General features: G+C 67.7%; 21 protein-coding genes. 14 read left to right on the top strand and 7 right to left on the bottom strand.

Features of this window, described 5'->3' with window-relative positions:
* Positions 1-91: 91 nt before the first annotated feature.
* The 4 genes from rpmB to rpsR are packed head-to-tail and all read left to right on the top strand — an operon-like array spanning position 92 to position 1,030.
* A complete protein-coding gene (gene rpmB, locus SBI67_RS03550; protein WP_024451594.1) occupies positions 92-328 on the top strand; it encodes a 50S ribosomal protein L28 in 237 nt (78 codons plus the stop codon).
* Positions 328-492, top strand: coding sequence for a 50S ribosomal protein L33 (gene rpmG, locus SBI67_RS03545; protein ID WP_024451593.1), 165 nt, complete (start codon positions 328-330; stop codon positions 490-492). Before rpmB ends, rpmG begins: the two co-directional genes overlap by 1 nt.
* Complete coding sequence (gene rpsN, locus SBI67_RS03540; protein ID WP_318979218.1) at positions 492-797, top strand: 30S ribosomal protein S14; 306 nt, start codon at positions 492-494, stop codon at positions 795-797. Before rpmG ends, rpsN begins: the two co-directional genes overlap by 1 nt.
* Entirely contained in the window at positions 794-1,030 is a 237-nt protein-coding gene (rpsR, locus tag SBI67_RS03535; protein ID WP_318979217.1) for a 30S ribosomal protein S18, read from the top strand. Before rpsN ends, rpsR begins: the two co-directional genes overlap by 4 nt.
* Here rpsR and SBI67_RS03530 read toward each other — a convergent pair.
* Positions 1,027-1,785 (bottom strand): LamB/YcsF family protein, encoded by a 759-nt coding sequence (locus tag SBI67_RS03530; RefSeq protein WP_318979216.1) that lies wholly within the window; start codon positions 1,783-1,785, stop codon positions 1,027-1,029. The genes rpsR and SBI67_RS03530 overlap by 4 nt on opposite strands.
* A complete protein-coding gene (bluB, locus tag SBI67_RS03525; RefSeq protein ID WP_318979215.1) occupies positions 1,782-2,444 on the bottom strand; it encodes a 5,6-dimethylbenzimidazole synthase in 663 nt (220 codons plus the stop codon). The genes SBI67_RS03530 and bluB overlap by 4 nt, the downstream gene beginning before the upstream one ends.
* A gap of 22 nt (positions 2,445-2,466) precedes the next feature.
* On the opposite strand from bluB, the gene SBI67_RS03520 reads away from it, so the two are divergent.
* Entirely contained in the window at positions 2,467-3,279 is an 813-nt protein-coding gene (locus tag SBI67_RS03520) for a sulfurtransferase (protein WP_318979214.1), read from the top strand.
* A gap of 11 nt (positions 3,280-3,290) precedes the next feature.
* Here the strand turns inward: SBI67_RS03520 and SBI67_RS03515 are convergent, their stop codons facing one another.
* Positions 3,291-4,415 carry a GTP-binding protein gene (locus tag SBI67_RS03515; RefSeq protein ID WP_318979213.1) on the bottom strand — a complete coding sequence of 375 codons (1,125 nt, stop codon included), beginning with the start codon at positions 4,413-4,415 and terminating at the stop codon, positions 3,291-3,293.
* Positions 4,416-4,471: 56 nt separating this feature from the next.
* Between SBI67_RS03515 and SBI67_RS03510 the strand changes: the two genes are divergently transcribed.
* Genes SBI67_RS03510 through SBI67_RS03495 form a run of 4 tightly spaced genes read left to right on the top strand, consistent with a single transcriptional unit; the run spans position 4,472 to position 8,262 of the window.
* Positions 4,472-5,485, top strand: a complete 1,014-nt coding sequence (locus SBI67_RS03510) for a metal ABC transporter solute-binding protein, Zn/Mn family (protein ID WP_318979212.1) — start codon at positions 4,472-4,474, stop codon at positions 5,483-5,485.
* The gene (locus SBI67_RS03505) at positions 5,472-6,260 is read left to right on the top strand and encodes a metal ABC transporter ATP-binding protein (protein ID WP_318979211.1); all 789 of its coding nucleotides are present in this window, start codon (positions 5,472-5,474) and stop codon (positions 6,258-6,260) included. Before SBI67_RS03510 ends, SBI67_RS03505 begins: the two co-directional genes overlap by 14 nt.
* Entirely contained in the window at positions 6,260-7,150 is an 891-nt protein-coding gene (locus SBI67_RS03500) for a metal ABC transporter permease (protein ID WP_266049397.1), read from the top strand. Before SBI67_RS03505 ends, SBI67_RS03500 begins: the two co-directional genes overlap by 1 nt.
* A gap of 11 nt (positions 7,151-7,161) precedes the next feature.
* On the top strand, positions 7,162-8,262 hold the full coding sequence (locus tag SBI67_RS03495; RefSeq protein ID WP_266049396.1) for an Rv3575c family transcriptional regulator: 1,101 nt from the start codon (positions 7,162-7,164) through the stop codon (positions 8,260-8,262).
* On the opposite strand, the gene otsB is transcribed toward SBI67_RS03495, so the two are convergent.
* Positions 8,263-8,997 (bottom strand): trehalose-phosphatase, encoded by a 735-nt coding sequence (otsB, locus tag SBI67_RS03490; protein ID WP_318979210.1) that lies wholly within the window; start codon positions 8,995-8,997, stop codon positions 8,263-8,265. It lies immediately after the preceding gene.
* Positions 8,998-9,031: 34 nt separating this feature from the next.
* The gene (kstR, locus tag SBI67_RS03485; RefSeq protein WP_024451583.1) at positions 9,032-9,694 is read right to left on the bottom strand and encodes a cholesterol catabolism transcriptional regulator KstR; all 663 of its coding nucleotides are present in this window, start codon (positions 9,692-9,694) and stop codon (positions 9,032-9,034) included.
* A gap of 197 nt (positions 9,695-9,891) precedes the next feature.
* Here kstR and SBI67_RS03480 point away from each other — a divergent pair, with 197 nt between their 5' ends.
* Positions 9,892-12,009 (top strand): acyl-CoA dehydrogenase family protein, encoded by a 2,118-nt coding sequence (locus SBI67_RS03480; protein WP_413232387.1) that lies wholly within the window; start codon positions 9,892-9,894, stop codon positions 12,007-12,009.
* Positions 12,010-12,027: 18 nt separating this feature from the next.
* Here the strand turns inward: SBI67_RS03480 and SBI67_RS03475 are convergent, their stop codons facing one another.
* Both SBI67_RS03475 and SBI67_RS03470 read right to left on the bottom strand, forming a co-directional pair.
* Entirely contained in the window at positions 12,028-12,609 is a 582-nt protein-coding gene (locus SBI67_RS03475; protein ID WP_413232386.1) for a hypothetical protein, read from the bottom strand.
* Positions 12,610-12,646: 37 nt separating this feature from the next.
* Positions 12,647-13,708, bottom strand: a complete 1,062-nt coding sequence (locus tag SBI67_RS03470; protein WP_318979209.1) for a 2Fe-2S iron-sulfur cluster-binding protein — start codon at positions 13,706-13,708, stop codon at positions 12,647-12,649.
* 151 nt (positions 13,709-13,859) lie between these two features.
* Here SBI67_RS03470 and hsaA point away from each other — a divergent pair, with 151 nt between their 5' ends.
* From hsaA to hsaB, 4 genes are read left to right on the top strand one after another with little or no spacing between them, the layout of a single operon-like run.
* Entirely contained in the window at positions 13,860-15,044 is a 1,185-nt protein-coding gene (gene hsaA / locus SBI67_RS03465; protein ID WP_318979208.1) for a 3-hydroxy-9,10-secoandrosta-1,3,5(10)-triene-9,17-dione monooxygenase oxygenase subunit, read from the top strand.
* Complete coding sequence (gene hsaD, locus SBI67_RS03460; RefSeq protein WP_318979207.1) at positions 15,044-15,919, top strand: 4,5:9,10-diseco-3-hydroxy-5,9,17-trioxoandrosta-1(10),2-diene-4-oate hydrolase; 876 nt, start codon at positions 15,044-15,046, stop codon at positions 15,917-15,919. The genes hsaA and hsaD overlap by 1 nt, the downstream gene beginning before the upstream one ends.
* A gap of 3 nt (positions 15,920-15,922) precedes the next feature.
* Positions 15,923-16,831, top strand: coding sequence for an iron-dependent extradiol dioxygenase HsaC (gene hsaC, locus SBI67_RS03455; protein ID WP_318979206.1), 909 nt, complete (start codon positions 15,923-15,925; stop codon positions 16,829-16,831).
* A gap of 7 nt (positions 16,832-16,838) precedes the next feature.
* Positions 16,839-17,402 (top strand): 3-hydroxy-9,10-secoandrosta-1,3,5(10)-triene-9,17-dione monooxygenase reductase subunit, encoded by a 564-nt coding sequence (hsaB, locus tag SBI67_RS03450; RefSeq protein WP_318979205.1) that lies wholly within the window; start codon positions 16,839-16,841, stop codon positions 17,400-17,402.
* Positions 17,403-17,411: the final 9 nt, after the last annotated feature.

The raw sequence follows: 17,411 nt of genomic DNA, 5'->3' as shown, positions 1-17,411 counted from the left end.
ATTGACAATGATTTCCATTAGTGCGCCCCGTACGTTACCGTGCCGGAGTCGACTTGTCGAAAATCATTTTCAATAGCTAGAGGAGGCTCACGTGTCGGCGCACTGCCAAGTCACCGGCCGCGCACCCGGTTTCGGTAACCGGGTGTCCCATTCGAACCGGCGTACCCGCCGGCGCTGGAACCCCAATATCCAGCTCAAGACCTACTACCTGCCCTCCGAGGATCGCCGCATCCGGCTGCGAGTCAGCGCCAAGGGCATCAAGGTCATCGACCGGGACGGCATCGAGGCCGTCGTCGCCCGGCTACGTCGCAACGGGGAGAAGATCTGATGGCCCGCAACGAGATCCGTCCGATCGTCAAACTCCGGTCCACTGCTGGAACCGGCTACACCTACGTCACCCGCAAGAACCGACGAAATGATCCGGACCGGCTGGTGCTGCGCAAGTATGACCCGGTCGTACGCCGCCATGTCGACTTCAGGGAGGAACGCTGATGGCCAAGACTTCCAAGATCGTGCGCAACGAGCGGCGCCGGGTGCTGGTGCAGCGTCATGCGGCACGCCGAGCCGAACTCAAGGAGATCATCCGGCGGCCGTCCAGCAGCGTGCAGGAACGGACCGAGGCGCAGGCGGCGTTGCAGCGGATGCCGCGCGACGCCAGCCCGGTGCGGGTGCGCAACCGGGATGCTGTCGACGGCAGGCCCCGTGGGCACCTGCGCAAGTTCGGGCTGTCCCGGGTCCGGGTACGCGAACTGGCCCATCGTGGCGAGCTGCCCGGTGTGCGCAAGGCGAGCTGGTGATGGCGACCAAACGCAAGCGGGCCCCCGCCCCGGAGATCAAGCGGCCCAGAGAAAATCGGCTGAAGAAGCTCGGTATCACCCGGGTCGACTACAAGGACGTGGCGGTACTGCGCACGTTCCTCTCCGAACGCGGGAAGATCAGGTCGCGCCGCGTCACCGGGCTCACCCCGCAGCAGCAACGTCAGGTGGCCACCGCCATCAAGAATGCCCGCGAGATGGCGCTACTGCCCTAAGCGGTGAAGGCCGTCAGCGCGATACCGTCCGCGCTCAGGCGGTCGCGCACCGCCTGCGCGATGCGCACGGCATCCGGTGAATCACCGTGCACGCAGACCGATTCCACGGTGATGGGGATGGTCGAGCCGTCGACGGCGGTGACCTGGCCGCGCTGCACCATGGAGGCCACCCGGTCGGCGATGCGGGCCGGGTCGTGCAGCACCGCGTTGGGTAGCCGGCGTGAGACCAGCTGGCCGTCGGCGCGATATGCCCGGTCGGCGAAGGCCTCCGGCACGGTCTGCAGGCCCAGCTCGCCGGCCGCGGCGAAGAATGCCGAGCCGGCCAGGCCGAGCACCGGCAAACCCGGGTCGACGGCGTGCACCGCGGCGGCCACCGCGGCTGCCTGTTCGCGGTGTGTGACGATCGAGTTGTACAGCGCACCATGCGGTTTGACGTAGGACACCGTGGCGCCGACGCTGTGCGCGATGGCCACCAGCGCGCCGATCTGATAGATCACCTCGGCGCGCAGCTCCTCGGGTTCGGCGTCGATGAAGCGGCGCCCGAAGCCGGCCAGGTCGCGGTAGCTGACCTGCGCGCCGATGCGCACCCCACGCTCGGCGGCGGCCCGGCAGGTCCGCACCAGCCGGGCCGGGTCGCCGGCGTGGAAGCCGCAGGCCACGTTCGCGCTGGTGACGATGTCCAGCATGGCGTCGTCATCGCCCAGGTCCCACGCCCCGAAGCCTTCACCGAGATCGGCGTTGAGATCCACGCTCATGTCAGCAGCCCGGCTCGGCCCCAACGGTTTTCCGAGACGAACTCGGGCAGCGGCCGCCCGTACGCCCAGTCATCGATCTCCAGGGACGGCCGCGGCGGGAACTCGGGCACCGGGCCCAGGCACAGGATGGCCACCGGCTCGGCATCCGACGGCATGTCTAGCAACGCGGCCAGCCGCCCGGGATCGAAGAGCGACACCCAGCCCATGCCCAGGCCTTCGGCGCGGGCGGCCAGCCACAGGTTCTGGATCGCGCACGACACCGAGGCCAGATCCATGTGCGGCATGGTGCGCCTGCCGAAGACGTGCGCCTGCCTGCCTTCGCCGAGGGCCACCACGAACAACTCCGCGCACTCCAGGATGCCTTCGACCTTGAGCTCGAGGAACTCTTCGCTGCGGGTGCCCAGTGCGGCCGCGGTCGCCCGGCGCTCTTCGTCCACCAGGTCGTGCAGCTGCACGCGCAAGTCCCGATCGGTGATCCGGATGAAGCGCCACGGCTGCATCAATCCGACACTGGGTGCGGCATGGGCCGCGGCCAGCAGCCGCGCCAACACCTCGGCAGGAACTTCGGAGCCAGGAACGAACCGGCGCATATCGCGGCGCTCGGCGATGGCCCGGTACACGGCCTGACGTTCGGTGTCGCTGAACGCATGATCGGTCACCACCGCAGCCTAGGCTGGTCGGGTGAGTACGCGAGCGCAGGTTCTGATATCCGCCGCCGAACTAGCCGAAATGATTGAATCCGGTTCGCCGGTGGCCATTCTGGATATCCGCTGGCAGTTGGCCGAGCCCGACGGCCGCGCGGCCTTCGAACGTGGCCATCTGCCGGGGGCGGTGTACGTGTCGCTGGAAGACGAGCTGTCCGACCACGGTGTCGCCGGCCGCGGCAGGCACCCGCTGCCTTCAGGCGCGGCCGTGCAGGCTGCCGCTCGTCGCTGGGGTGTGCGCACCGGGGTTCCCGTGGTCGTGTACGACGACTGGAACCGGGCCGGCTCCGCGCGGGCCTGGTGGGTGCTGACCGCCGCAGGTATCGGTGACGTCCGAATCCTCGACGGCGGGCTTGCCGCATGGCGCGGCGAACTCGCCACCGGGCCGTCGTCGGTACCGCCGGGTGACGTAACCGTGCAGTACGCGGATCTCTATGCCGGTGCCCGCCCGACGCTGACCGCCGAACAGGCTGCGGTGGCCCCGGTTCTGCTCGATGCCCGGGCGCCCGAGCGGTTCCGCGGCGACGTGGAACCGGTCGACCCGGTGGCCGGCCACATCCCGGGCGCGCGCAATCTGCCGAGCACCGCGCTGCTGGCCCCCGACGGCACCTTCGCGCTGGACGCGCTGCCGCGTTTCGACGGGCCGGTCGGTACCTACTGCGGATCCGGGGTGACGGCCGCCGTTCTGGTCGCGGCGCTGGCGGCGACGGGGGTGGACGCCGCGCTGTTCCCGGGGTCATGGTCGCAATGGAGCGCCGATCCGGCGTTGCCCGTCGACACGGGCGACTGATCGGCGTCGATTCAATGCGTGTGCGTGACGCCCCAGGCCGGCAGCGGATCGGGGAAGTGCAGCCAGCTCTGCTCGCCCGCGGCCACCTCGTCGTCGGTCAGCAGCGCCGAATCGAGTAGGCCACCGATCCGGTCGCGATCCAGCCGCACACCGATGAACACAATCTCCTGACCCGGGGTGACGTCGGTGGACGACCAGTACTGTGCCGGCTCGATCACCAGATTGGGGCCGGCCTGCGACCAGATCGCGGCAATGGCCGGGCGGCTGGCGATCCAGCAGAAACCCTTGCTGCGCAACAATCCCCGCATCTGCTCCAGGGCTGTGGCGAGCCGGTCGGGATGAAAGGGCCGGTCGGCGCGGAAGGTCATCGACCCGATGCCGTACTCCTCGGTTTCGGGCGTATGGCCGTTGGCGATCTCCTCATCCCAGCCCGGCACCTTGGCGGCCGCGTCGGGATCGAATCGGCCGGTGTCCAGCACCTCGCCGAGCGCCACCACGCCATGATCGGTGCGCAGCAGGCGCGCGGTGGGGTTGAGCCGGCGCACCACGGCTTCGACGGCACCCAACTGCTGCTCGCTGACCAGGTCCGTCTTGTTCAGCAGGATGACGTCGGCGAACTCCACCTGGTCGGTGAGCAGGTCGGCGATATTGCGGCCATCGCCGGGGCCGGCGACCATATCGCGGTCGGCCAGCGACTGACCGCGGGCCAGTTCGGGCAGGAAGGTGGACGCGTCCACCACGGTCACCATGGTGTCCAGCCGGGCCAGCCGGCCGAGGCTGAAGCCATCCTCAAACTCCCAGCCGAACGTCGCCGCGACGGGCATGGGTTCGGAGATGCCGGTGGATTCGATGACCAGGTGATCGAACCGGTTCTGCCGGGCCAGCTTGGCCACCGCCTCGACGAGGTCCTCCCGCAGCGTGCAGCAGATGCACCCGTTGGTGAGCTCGACCAATTTCTCCTCGGTCCTGTCGAGGTGCCCCTGGCCGGCGATGAGCGCGGCGTCGATGTTGACCTCGCTCATGTCGTTGACGATGACGGCGACTCGGCGGCCCTCGCGGTTGGCCAGGATGTGGTTGAGCAGGGTGGTCTTCCCGGCGCCGAGGAAGCCGGACAACACCGTGACGGGCAGCAGCATGACACTCCTTAATGAAAATGATTTCCAAAAAGCATGATCCGATTGTGCGGCGGTTAATGCAAACGGTTATCGTTATCGCCATGACCGCGCCGAAGACCTTCCGCGCCCTGGCCACCGGCCTGGCGCTCGCTGTTCCGTTCGCCCTCGCCGCCTGCTCGAGCGGCGGCACCACCACGGCGACGTCGAGCTCGACAGCCTCCGGGGAGTGCCCGACCACCCCGGTGAACGTCGTCGTCAGCGTCGACCAGTGGGGCCAGATCGTGAACGCCCTCGGCGGGGCCTGCGCGAAGGTGACGACGATCCTGGCCGGATCGTCGGTCGATCCGCACGATTTCGAGCCGTCCCCATCGGACGCCGCCACCTTCACCGGTGCTGCGCTGGTCGTCGTCAACGGCGGCCACTACGACGACTGGGCGAGCAAGCTGGCGGCGAGCTCGGCGCCCAACGCTCCCGTGATCAACGCCCTGGAGGCCAGCGGCATCGAACACGACGAGCACCCCGAAGGCGAGGGCCACGATGGTCACGATCATGGCGACGGGGTGAATCCGCACGCCTGGTACAACCCCGCCGCGGTGACCGCGGTCGCCGACGCGGTGACCGCCAAGCTCGGCGAGCTGGCTCCGCAGGCCAAGGACTACTTCGCGACTCAACGCAGTGCGTTCACCACCTCGATGCAGCCATATGACGCGCTGATCGCCAAGATCAAGGCAGGCGCCGCCGGCAAGACCTACGGGGCCACCGAATCCGTCTTCGACTACATGGCGGCGGCGGTCGGCTTGCAGAACAAGACGCCTGCGGGCTTCCAGGCGGCGGCAAGCAACGAGACGGACCCCTCCCCGGCCGACCTGGACGCCTTTCTGAAGCTGTTGAATGGCAAGGGTGTCGACGTTCTCATCTACAACACCCAGACCGAGGGATCGGTGCCCGAGCAGATCCGCACCGCGGCGCAGAATGCCGGGATTCCGGTGGTGAACGTGACCGAAACGGTGGCGCCGGGCGCGAAATCGTTCGAGGCTTGGCAGGTGGACCAACTCACCGCACTGGCCAAGGCCCTTGGTGTCCAGCCCTGACGCGTCCGAACCCGAACCGCCCGCACTCTCGTTCTCCGACGTCAGTGTCGTTCGCGGCGGCCGGCTGATCTGGTCCGACGGCACGTTCGACGTGCCTGCCGGCGGCATCGTCGCCGTCATCGGCTCCAGCGGGTCGGGCAAAACCACCCTGCTGCATGCCGTGCTCGGCACCATCCCGGTCGGCTCGGGCACCATCCGGGTACTCGGCAAGCCGCCGGGCGCCGCCACCGGATTGATCGGGTATGTACCGCAGAACTACGCCGTCGCGGCGGGTAACGCGATCAGGGCCTGTGATGCGGTGCTGCTCGGGTTGACCGGTAATCGGTGGGGATTCGGGCGGGCCAGCGCCGCCGAACACGCCAGGGTCGCCGACGTGCTCGACGCCGTCGACGCCTCGGAGTTCGCGCACCGCAGGCTCTCCCAGCTGTCCGGCGGCCAGCGGCAGCGCATCGCGATCGCCGAGGCACTGGTCGCCCGGCCGCGGCTGCTCATCCTGGACGAGCCGCTGACCGCCCTGGACGTCCGCAATCAGCGCGATATCGTGCGGCTGCTGGCCAAGATCCGCGACGAACTGGGGGTGACCATTCTGGTGGTCGCGCACGATCTGAACCCGCTGCTGGCCGTGTTGGACGGCGCGATCTACCTGCTCGACGGGCACGCGCATTTCGACACCACCGACGAAGTCGTCGACGCCGAACTGCTGAGCCACCTGTACGGCACCTCCATCCAGGTGGTGCACACCCCGCAGGGCGACCTGTACGTCCGGAGTATCTGATGCACACCACCGTGTTGGCGCTGGGCTACCAGGAGAACTGGTGGCAGATCCTGACGTCGGCGTTCATGCGCAACGCGCTGCTCGGCGGCACGCTGGTGGCCCTGGCCGCCGGGCTGATCGGCTATTTCATCGTGGTGCGCAACAGTGCCTTCGCCGCACATGCGTTGGCGCACATCGGTTTTCCCGGCGCCACCGGAGCGGTGCTGCTGGGTCTGCCCGTCACCGTGGGGCTGGCGACATTCTGCATCGGGGGCGCCCTGGTGATCGGCGCGCTGGGCAAACGCGCCGACGAGCGGGAGGTGGCCACCGGCACGGTACTGGCCGCCGCCACCGGGCTGGGGCTGTTCTTCAGTTCGCAGGCCACCAAGAGCAGCAGCACCGTCACCAACGTGTTGTTCGGGAATCTGCTCGCGGTGACCCATGAGCAGCTGGTGTCGTTCGGGGTGGCGGTGCTGGTGCTGGCCGTCGTCGTCGCGTTCGTCTACCGGCCGCTGTTGTTCGCCTCGATCAACGCCGAGGTCGCCGAGGCCAAGGGTGTCCCGGTGCGGGTGCTGTCGGTGGTGTTCATGGCACTGCTCGGGTTGGCGGTGACGATGGCGGTCCAGGCGGTCGGCACATTGCTGCTGTTCGCGCTGGTCGTGACGCCTGCGGCCACGGCGATCATGCTGGTGGCCCGGCCCGGACTGGCCATGCTGGTCTCCACGCTGCTTGCGGTGTTCTCGGTGTGGGCGGGGCTGGCATTGTCGGCCATGTTCAACGTTCCGCCGAGCTTCGTCATCGTCACGATCGTCAGCGCCATCTGGTTGGTGGTGTGGGCGATCGCGCAACGGACCGGAACGGATCGGCGAATCGCGCCGCCACACGGCGCTTCCGGGCTGCCCGTCCACTAACCTCGGAGAGCATGTCCAGAAGCCCGGCGCCCAGGCGACGGGCCACCCTGGCCTCGTTGGCCGCCGAACTGAAGGTTTCGCGCACCACGATCTCCAATGCCTACAACCGTCCCGACCAACTCTCCACCGAACTCCGGGAGCGGGTGCTGGCCGCCGCCAAGGAGATGGGGTACCCCGGGCCGGACCCGGTGGCGCGGTCGCTGCGCACCCGCAAGGCCGGCGCCGTTGGGCTGATGATCACCGAACCGCTGCATTACTCGTTCAGCGATCCGGCCGCCCTGGATTTCGTTGCCGGGCTTGCCGAGTCATGCGAAGAGGCGGGCCAAGGCCTGCTGCTGGTGGCGGCCGGACCCAACCGGAGTGTCGCCGACGGCACGGCCGCGGTGCTGTCGGCGGGGGTGGACGGGTTCGTCATCTATTCGGCCTCCGACGACGACCCCTATCTGCCGGTGGTGCTGCAGCGGCACCTGCCGGTTGTCGTCGTCGACCAACCCAAGGATGTGCCGGGGAGTTCCCGGGTGTGTATCGACGACCGCGCCGCCATGCGCCAGCTCGCCGAACACGTTGTGGGACTTGGCCACCGCGAGATCGGCCTGTTGACCATGCGGCTCGGTCGGGACTGGCCGCACGAACATCGCACCCCCGCGGTGGCTCAGCCACAGCGGCTGAACTCCCCCCATTTCCACGTCCAGCGCGAACGCGCGCACGGTGTCTTCGACGCGATGAAGGCGGCCGGCCTGGACCCGGCATCGGTCACCGTGGTGGAAAGCTATGACCATGGGCCCGCTTCCGGCGGGCAGGCCGCCGAGGTGGCGCTGGCCCGCAATCCGCGCATCACGGCGCTGATGTGCACCGCCGACGTGCTGGCGCTGTCGGCCATGGATTCCCTTCGGGCGCGTGGCATCTATGTGCCGGGCCAGATGACGGTGACGGGTTTCGACGGGGTGCCCGAGGCGTTGCGCCGCGGCCTGACCACGGTGGCGCAGCCCAGCATGGAAAAAGGCCGGCGTGCGGGGCGTTTGTTGCACAATCCGCCGCGGTCGGGCTTGCCGGTCATCGACATGCTGGCCACCGAACTGATGCGCGGACGCACCGCGGGCCCGCCCGCCTGATCAGCGGCGCGCGGCCACCAGAAAGCGCAGCACCTCGGCGACGTCCTCGGGAGCCGGGACGCGATAGCGGGCCAGGGTGTCGCCCGGGCCGACCTTGACCCCGACATCGGTCTCGCGCAGGCGGCGGAACGCCTTCTCGTCGGTCACGTCGTCACCGAGGAACACCACGGCGGTGGCATCGTGTCGGCGTCGCAATTCGTCGACGGCCTCGCCCTTGTCGGTGACGATCACCGCGAACTCCAGTACCGCCTTGCCCGCGGTGAGGTGCGCGTCCCAGGATCCGGCGGCGGCGCGGGCCGCCTCGAGCGCCGCGTCGCCGTCGGCCGGATCGGCATTGCGGACGTGCAGGGCGACGCTGGCCGGCTTCGTCTCGACGGTCACCCCGGGCCGGCCGGCGGCGATTTCACGCAGCGTGGTCGTGATGGTGGCCAGCAGGTCGGTGTCGATATCGCGGACGAAGCCGGTGTCGAATTCCGCGCCGTGGCTGCCGACCAGTGCCACGCTGTCGGGCATGCCCGACAAGTCCCGCAGCACGTCACGGGCGCGTCCGGAGATCAGCGCGGCGGTGGTGTCGGGCAGCGTCGACAGGGTGACCAGGGCTTCGGCCGCAGCGGGTAGTGGCCGTGCGTCAGCGGGATTGTTGACGATCGGCGCCAGCGTGCCGTCGAAATCGGAGGTGACTAGCAGGCGTGGGGTCCGGGCTATGGCAGTCAGCGCGTGCTGCAGGTCATCCACGCTGGGTCACACTCCCGTCGCTTCGCTCGCCCTGTCAAACCTTAGATTGTTCCCCATCCCCGATGAGTAACCGGACCGCCAGGTCCAGACGTTTGCTGACGTCGGTGGCCGAGGCGCGCCGGGTCAGCCACGCCAGCAGGTTCGACAGCCACACGTCGGAGATGACCCGGGCGATGTGGTACTGGTCTTCGGTCGGTTCGCCGTCGCTCATGGCGCGGGCGAACATCGAGTCCATCAGCTTGCCGACGTGATCGACTTCACCCGCGGCCGACGCGTCGGCGAACACGAACGCCCGGGTCATGGCCTCGGTCAGCAGCGGGTTGCGCTGCATCGACCGGTTGAGTCGGCCGACCATCATGTTCAGCCGCTGGTATGGCGTGCCGCCGGTGAGCGAGGCGCGGTCGGTCTTGGCGTCGATGCGCTCGAATTCCCGGCCGAGTGCCGACACGAGCAGGTGCACCTTGGACGGGAAGTACCGATAGAGGGTGCCGACGGCGACGTCGGCCCGTTCGGCGACGGCGCGCATCTGGACCGCCTCGTAACCACCTTTGGACGCGATGGCCAGGGTGGCGTCGAGGATGCGCTTGCGGCGCTCGCGCTGCGCTTCGGACCCCAGTTCGGATTCGGCGAGGACGGCCACCGTCGTCACCTGACGTGGCGAGTCAGAACCCGATCCGGGCTGTGCTGGTGACGACATTCGGTGAGCTGCTCCTTGGTAGTGCGTTCTTGACAAAAAAGATACGCATGTCGACAGCTAATTTCCCACCTCCGAGCACCCTGCACAAGCGGCGTGTCCTGCCGTGATGGCGGTCGACTTGACGTTCGAACGCTGGCACTATTAGAACACGTTCTAGTGGGAAGCGTGGCCTTCTCACCCAATGTGAGGAGACGCCGGTGTCCGTGTTGTCGTCCAGGGCCGACACGTCCGAACAGTTTGCCGCCCGCGAACTGGTCAGGAGCTGGGCGGCCAGTTCCCACTCGATCACCGCGGTGCGCGATGTGGAACTGGGCGACCCGGACGCCTGGCGGGGTCCCTACGACGGTTTCGCGCAACTAGGGACCTTCGGTGTCGCGGTCCCCGAGGAGCACGGCGGCGCAGGCAGCGGTATCGAGGATCTGCTCGGCATGATCGATGAGGCGGCCGCTGCCCTGGTGCCCGGCCCGGTCGCGACGACGGCACTGGCGACCCTGGTGGTCGACGACCCGGCGGTGCTGGAGGCGCTCGCGGCCGGCGAGCGCAGCGCCGGCCTGGCCGTGGAATCGGACATCGCGTTCGACGGCAATACCGCGTCGGGATCGGCGAAATGGGTGCTCGGGGCGGACGCGTCGGGTCTCTTGCTGCTGCCCGCCGGCGCGGTCTGGATTCTGGTCGACGCCGCCGCCGACGGGGTGCACATCGAGTCTCTGGAGGCCACCGACTTCTCCCGTCCGCTGGCGCGTGTCACGCTGACCGCCGCGCCCGCGCACCAAGTTTCCGCGCCCGCGCAGCGCGTGCAGGACCTGGTGGCCACCGTGCTGGCCGCCGAGGCGGCCGGGCTGGCCCGATGGTTGTTGCAGACCGCGACCGAGTACGCCAAGGTGCGCGAACAGTTCGGCAAACCGATCGGCAGCTTCCAGGCCGTCAAGCACATGTGCGCCGAGATGCTGCTCCGCAGCCAGCAGGCCGCCGTCGCCGCCGCCGATGCGGCCGCCGCGGCCGACGATCCCGACGGCAGCCAGCTCTCGATCGCCGCGGCTGTCGCCGCCGCAGTCGGCATCGAGGCCGCCAAGGAGAACGCCCGCGACTGCATCCAGGTGCTCGGCGGGATCGGCATCACGTGGGAGCATGACGCACACCTGTACCTGCGTCGCGCCTACGCGTTGTCCCAGTTCCTGGGTGGCCGCTCGCGCTGGCTGCGCCGCACCGCCGAGCTGACCAGGGCAGGCGTGCGGCGCCACCTGCACGTCGACGTGACCGAAGCCGAGGCGGTGCGCGCCGAGATCGCCGCCGCGGTGGCCGATATCGCGGAGCTGCCCGAGGATCAGCGCCAGCGTGCCCTGGCCGAGGCAGGCTTGCTCGCCCCACACTGGCCCACGCCGTACGGGCGGAACGCCACGCCCGCAGAACAACTGGTCATCGACCAGGAAATGGCCGCGGCCCACGTGGCGCGTCCCGACATCTCCATCGGGTGGTGGGCGGCGCCGACCATCCTGGCGCACGGCACGCCCGAGCAGATCGCGAAGTTCATCCCCGGCACCCTGACCGGGGACATCTACTGGTGCCAGCTGTTCTCCGAGCCGGGCGCCGGATCGGATCTGGCGGCCTTGCGTACCAAGGCCGTTCGCACCGACGGGGGTTGGCTGCTGACCGGCCAAAAGGTGTGGACGTCCAACGCGCACCGCTCCAACTGGGGGATCTGCCTGGCGCGCACCAACCCGGACGCGCCGAAACACAAGGGCATCACCTACTTCCTGGTCGACATGAGTGCTCCCGGCATCGACATCCGGCCGCTGCGCGAGATCACCGGCGAGGCCCTGTTCAACGAGGTGTTCTTCGACGATCTGTTCGTGCCCGACGAGCAGGTGGTCGGCCCGGTCGACGGCGGCTGGCCGCTGGCCCGCACCACACTGGCCAACGAGCGGGTGGCCATCGCCACCGGCGGCGCGCTGGACAAGGGCATGGAACATCTGCTCGGCGTGATCGGAGACCGCGAACTCGACGGCGCCGAGGCCGACCGGCTCGGCACGTTGATCGTTGCGGCACAAGTGGGTTCGCTGCTCGATCAACTCATCGCCCGGATGGCCGTCGGCGGGCACGATCCGGGTGCACCGTCCAGCGTGCGCAAGCTGATCGGGGTGCGCTACCGGCAGGGCCTGTCCGAGACCATCATGGATTCACTCGACGGCGCGGGCATCGTGGACGGCCCTGATGTGCGGTATTTCCTCAACACCCGCTGCCTGTCCATCGCCGGCGGCACCGAGCAGATCCTGCTCACCCTCGCCGGCGAGCGGCTGCTGGGGTTGCCGCGCTAGAGGTCTGCTTATCCGGGCTCAGTTGAAGGTGGTCTGCGCGCACGCGCTCGGCGTGGTCACGTTCACCCCGCCGAACACCACCTGGATGTCGGAGCAGGCGATGAAGCCGCCCTTGAGGTTCGGCTGGCCCGTCTGCCAGTCCGTTTGCACCGAATCGCCATCCACCGCAAAGCGTTCCATGGGGCCGCCACCGAAGTAAGTCACCGAGACCTGGTAGTCGGAGATGGACTTGTATGCCTTGGACAACACGTTGTCGTGGTTGGCGCCCTTGAGTTCCCGCGGCATCCCGGCGGGGGCGCTGTACCAGGCGTTCTGATACACATCGCGGTTGGTGCTGCGGATGGTGATGGTCTGCCGGGCCCAGGTGTCCCCGGGCAGCCCGATCGGTCCGTCCGGCGTCAGCAGATTGGCCTGGGTGTTGAAGAAGCAGCGACCTTCGGGGCCCGCGCAGTTGGCCGTGACGTGCATCTCGACGGTCCCGTTCGGCGTCGGTATCGACGTGGTCGCGGTGTTCACCCCGGCCGCTGCCGCCGGGGCTTCGAGTACGCCGAGCGCGGCGACCGAGCATGCGGCCGCGAGCACTCCCAGAAACTTCTTCACGGCTCTCCCTCCGGTCCGCCGAATGTTAGCCTGGGCGCTATTCGTCGTAGGTGACTTCCACGGAATCGGAGGTGGGCAGCGCCTGGCACGCCAGGATCAGCCCCTCCTCCAGATCCGAGGGTTCCAGCACGTCGTTGATCTCCATCTCGACGTCACCGGATTTCTTGACCACCGCGCAGGCGCCGCAATGGCCCTCTCGGCACGAGAACGGTGCATCCAGTCCCTTGTCCAGCAGCACGTCGAGCAGCTTTGCCCGGCGCGGCCACGTCACCTCCTGGGTGGTGCCGTCGAGAGTCACGATGGCGGTGGCCGGTCCTTCATCGCTGTCGTCTTCTTCGATCACGACCGCAGCGAACGGATCGGAGTCCAGCGATTTGAACACCTCTATGTGGATCCGATCGGCGCCGACGGCCTTGAGGGCCTCCTCGGCGGCCGCCATGAACGGCGCTGGTCCGCAGATGAAGGCGTCGTGTCCGGCGTAGGGGCCCACCAGGCCGGCCAGCGTCGCCGCGCTGGGCAGACCCTGCACCGTTTCCAGCCAGTGGACGACGGTGAGCCGGTCCGGATATTTGGCGGACAGTTCGCGCAGGGTGGCGCCGAAGATCACCGAGTTCTCGTCCCGGTTGGCGTACACCAGCACCACCCGGCCGTTGCCCTCGGACAGCGCCGATTTGCAGATCGCCAGCATCGGGGTGATACCGCTGCCCGCGGCCAGCAGCAGGAAGTCGGTGTCCAGGGTGGTGGGCACGAAGGTGCCCGACGGAGCGAGCACGTGCATGCGCATGCCGGCATGCGCGTTGTCGCACAACCAGTTCGAGGCGTAGCCGTCGGCGGTGCGCTTGACCGTGACGGTCAGCTGGTCACCGGTGAACGGCGAGCTGGACAGCGAGTAGCAGCGAGCCACCGAGCCGGTGCGGTCACTGGGCACCCGCAGAGTCAGGAACTGGCCGGGGGAGTAGCGCAACCGATCCTGCGGGATGGCTGGATCTTCGGGGCCGTCAGGAACGGAGAACACCAGCGAACGTGCGTCCGCGGTCTCCTCGACGACCCGGGCCACCTGCAATTCGAGCACGTGGTTGCCGAGCGGCTCGTCGGTCACGCTTTGACCCCTCTCCTCACCCAATAACTAGAACAGGTTACAAAAATGAACATGCCCAGGTCCAGCCGCTGAAAGAATGCCCTGCTCGACACAAATCGTAACGTGTTCTAATCTCTGTCTAGTGGTGGATCTCGATCCGGGAGGCATTTCAGTGACGTCCATTGAACAGCGTGACGTGCAGGCGGTCCTCGCCGGCATCGATGATCTGCTGCCGAAGCTGCGCGAACGCGCCCAACAGGCCGAAGACCAGCGCCAGGTGCCGTACGAAACCGTCAACGAACTGGACGAGGTGGGCTTCTTCAAGCTGCTGCAGCCCGAGCAGTGGGGCGGCCTGCAGGCCGACCCGACGTACTTCTACGAGGCGGTCCGCCGACTGGCAAGCGCGTGCGGTTCGACCGGCTGGATCAGCTCCATCATCGGTGTGCACAACTGGCATCTGGCGCTGTTCGACCAGAAGGCCCAGGACGAGGTGTGGGGCGATGACCCGACCGTCCGGGTGTCCTCGTCGTACGCCCCCATGGGTGCCGGCACCGTCGTCGACGGCGGCTACCTGGTCAGCGGCGCGTGGCAGTGGTCCTCCGGCAGTGAGCACGCCACCTGGGCGTTCCTCGGCGGACCGGTGATCAAGGATGGTCGCCCCGTCGATTTCGGCAGCTTCCTCATCCCGCGCACCGAATACACGATCGACGACGTGTGGCATGTCGTGGGTCTGAAGGCCACCGGCAGCAACACCGTCGTCGTCAAGGACGTATTCGTGCCGACGCACCGCTTCCTGTCCTACAAGGCGATGAACGACGGCACCGCGGGCGGTTACCAGAACAACACCGCGCCGGTGTACAAGATGCCTTGGGGCACCATGCATCCCACCACCATCTCCGCGCCGATCGTCGGAATGGCCTACGGCGCCTACGCCGCCCATGTCGAGCACCAGGGCAAGCGGGTGCGTGCGGCGTTCGCCGGCGAGAAGTCCAAGGACGACCCGTTCGCCAAGGTGCGGATCGCCGAGGCGGCCAGCGATATCGATGCCGCCTGGCGTCAGTTGATCGGCAATGTGGGCGAGGAGTACGCACTGCTGCAGGCCGGCAAGGAGATTCCGTTCGAGCTGCGCGCCCGCGCCCGCCGCGACCAGGTGCGCGCCACCGCGCGGTCCATCGCCTCGATCGACCTGCTCTTCGAATCGGCCGGTGCCACCGCGCTGGTGTCCACCGCGCCCTTGCAGCGGTTCTGGCGCGATGCGCATGCCGGCCGGGTGCACGCCGCCAACGAGCCCGAGCGCGCCTACCTGATCTTCGGCAACAACGAGTTCGGTCTGCCGCCCGCGGACACGATGGTCTGATGACTGCTATTTCGGAGATCACGTTCGAATCGACCTCGAGGTACGCAGATGTCGAGGCCGGGGATCTGACCATGCGGTTGCACTACCACGAGGCCGGTGATCCGACCTCGCAGACCATCGTGCTGTTGCACGGCGGTGGCCCGGGTGCGTCGAGTTGGTCCAACTTCGGCCGCAATATCGCGGTCCTGGCCGAGCATTACCACGTGTTGGCGATCGATCAGCCCGGCTATGGCCTGTCGGACAAGCACACCGAACACGAGCAGTACAACCGGTACAGCGCCAAGGCGGTGCTCGGCCTGCTCGACAAGCTCGAAATCACGGGTCGGGTTCCGCTGCTGGGTAATTCGCTCGGTGGCGGCACCGCGGTGCGGTTCGCGTTGGACTACCCGGACCGCGCGGGCAAGTTGGTGTTGATGGGGCCCGGTGGTCTGTCGGTCAACCTGTTCGCTCCGGATCCCACCGAAGGCGTCAAGGCGCTGGCCAAGTTCAACTACGAGCCGACGCGCGAGAACCTCGAGGCCTTCATCCGCATCATGGTGTTCGACCAGCAGTTGGTCACCCCGGAACTGGTTGAGGAACGCTTCAAGATCGCCAGCACCCCCGAGTCCCTGGCCGCCACCCGCGCGATGGGAAAGTCCTTCGCGGGGCCGGATTTCGAGCTCGGCATGATGTGGCGCGAGGTGTACAAGCTGCGCCAGCCGGTCCTGCTGATCTGGGGTCGCGAAGACCGGGTCAATCCACTCGACGGCGCGCTGGTGGCGGTGAAACAGATTCCGCGTGTGCAGTTGCACGTGTTCGGTCAGTGCGGACACTGGGCGCAGGTCGAGAAGTTCGATGAGTTCAACAAGCTCACCATCGATTTCCTTGGGGGTTAACGCATGAGCATCAAGTCGCTGGGGTACATGCGTATCGAGTCGACCGATGTGGCGGCGTGGCGCGAGTTCGGGCTCAAAGTCCTCGGCATGGTCGAGGGCTCTGCCCCCGCCAACGCCACCCCCGGTGCGCTGTACCTGCGGATGGACGAGGTCGCGGCTCGGCTGGTGATCGTGCCAGGAGAGCAGGACCGGTTGCTCATCTCCGGGTGGGAGGTGGCCGATGCGCCGGCCCTGCAGAACCTGCGCGAGACGCTGTCCAAGGCCGGCGTCAGCTTCACCGAAGGCACCCGCGAGGAGAAGTCGGAGCGCCGTGTCGAGGGCCTGATCCGGTTCACCGATCCGGCGGGCAATGTTCTGGAGGCGTTTCACGGTGCCCAGTTCGTTGGCCGCCGATTCGTCAGCCCGTACGGCCACAAGTTCGTCACCGACCAACAGGGTTTGGGGCACGTGGTGCTCACCTGTGACGACGACGCCGCGGCGCAGGCGTTCTACCAGGATGTGCTGGGCTTCCGGCTCCGGGACTCGATGAGCCTGCCGCCGCAGCTGGCCGGCCGCCCTGCCGACGGTGACCCGATCTGGTTGCGGTTCTACGGCTGCAATCCGCGCCACCACGCGCTGGCGTTCATGCCGATGCCCAACCCGACCGGCATCGTGCACCTGATGGTCGAGGTGGAGAACGCCGATGATGTCGGCCTGTGCCTGGATCGCGCGTTGCGTCGCAACGTGAAGATGTCGGCGACGCTCGGCCGGCACACCAACGACAAGATGCTGTCCTTCTACATGAAGACCCCCGGCGGCTTCGACATCGAATTCGGTTGTGAGGGACTCGAAGTCGAGGACGCGAATTGGGTCGCCAGGGAGAGCACCGCGGTGTCGCTGTGGGGCCACGACTTCAGCGTCGGTTTCAAGTAGCCCTGCGATGGCCCAGCCGATCGATCCGCGCACATTCCGTAATGTGCTCGGCCAGTTCTGTACCGGCGTCACGGTGATCACGACCACGCTCGACGACGTGCCGATCGGGTTCGCCTGTCAGTCGTTCGCGGCGTTGTCGCTCGATCCGCCCCTGGTGCTGTTCTGCCCCACCAAGCAGTCCCGGGCCTGGCAGGCGATCGAGGCCAGCGGCCGGTTCTGCGTCAACATGCTGCACGAGAACCAGCAGCACGTGTCGGCCCAGTTCGGGTCGAAGGCGACGGACAAGTTCGCCGGAATCGACTGGCACCCCTCCGACCTCGGCTCTCCGGTGATCGACGGCTCGCTGGCGCACATCGATTGCACGGTGCACTCTGTCGTCGATGGCGGCGATCATTTCGTGGTGTTCGGTGCGGTCCAGTCGATGTCGGAACCACAGGCCATCAAGCCGCGCCCGCTGCTGTTCTACCGCGGTGAATACACCGGTATCGAACCGGACAAGAACACGCCGGCGCAGTGGCGCGACGATCTGGAGGCGTTCCTCACCACGACGACATCGGACACCTGGTTGTGACGGACTCGC

The organism is Mycolicibacterium chengduense (assembly GCF_033741155.1).
Taxonomy (GTDB): Bacteria; Actinomycetota; Actinomycetes; order Mycobacteriales; family Mycobacteriaceae; genus Mycobacterium.
The sequence above is the reverse complement of the archived record's forward strand: the minus strand, read 5'-3'. Positions and strand labels throughout refer to the sequence as shown.

What these genes read in the sequence shown, in the direction of transcription:
- hsaB (WP_318979205.1), top strand. Translation starts at nt 16,839, where the DNA reads ATGGCCCAGCCGATCGATCCGCGCACATTCCGTAATGTGCTCGGCCAG.
- SBI67_RS03515 (WP_318979213.1), bottom strand. Translation starts at nt 4,415, where the DNA reads ATGCTGCTGCCCGTCACGGTGTTGTCCGGCTTCCTCGGCGCCGGGAAG.
- SBI67_RS03530 (WP_318979216.1), bottom strand. Translation starts at nt 1,785, where the DNA reads ATGAGCGTGGATCTCAACGCCGATCTCGGTGAAGGCTTCGGGGCGTGG.
- hsaC (WP_318979206.1), top strand. Translation starts at nt 15,923, where the DNA reads ATGAGCATCAAGTCGCTGGGGTACATGCGTATCGAGTCGACCGATGTG.
- SBI67_RS03500 (WP_266049397.1), top strand. Translation starts at nt 6,260, where the DNA reads ATGCACACCACCGTGTTGGCGCTGGGCTACCAGGAGAACTGGTGGCAG.
- rpmG (WP_024451593.1), top strand. Translation starts at nt 328, where the DNA reads ATGGCCCGCAACGAGATCCGTCCGATCGTCAAACTCCGGTCCACTGCT.
- SBI67_RS03495 (WP_266049396.1), top strand. Translation starts at nt 7,162, where the DNA reads ATGTCCAGAAGCCCGGCGCCCAGGCGACGGGCCACCCTGGCCTCGTTG.
- hsaD (WP_318979207.1), top strand. Translation starts at nt 15,044, where the DNA reads ATGACTGCTATTTCGGAGATCACGTTCGAATCGACCTCGAGGTACGCA.
- kstR (WP_024451583.1), bottom strand. Translation starts at nt 9,694, where the DNA reads ATGTCGTCACCAGCACAGCCCGGATCGGGTTCTGACTCGCCACGTCAG.
- SBI67_RS03510 (WP_318979212.1), top strand. Translation starts at nt 4,472, where the DNA reads ATGCAAACGGTTATCGTTATCGCCATGACCGCGCCGAAGACCTTCCGC.
- rpsN (WP_318979218.1), top strand. Translation starts at nt 492, where the DNA reads ATGGCCAAGACTTCCAAGATCGTGCGCAACGAGCGGCGCCGGGTGCTG.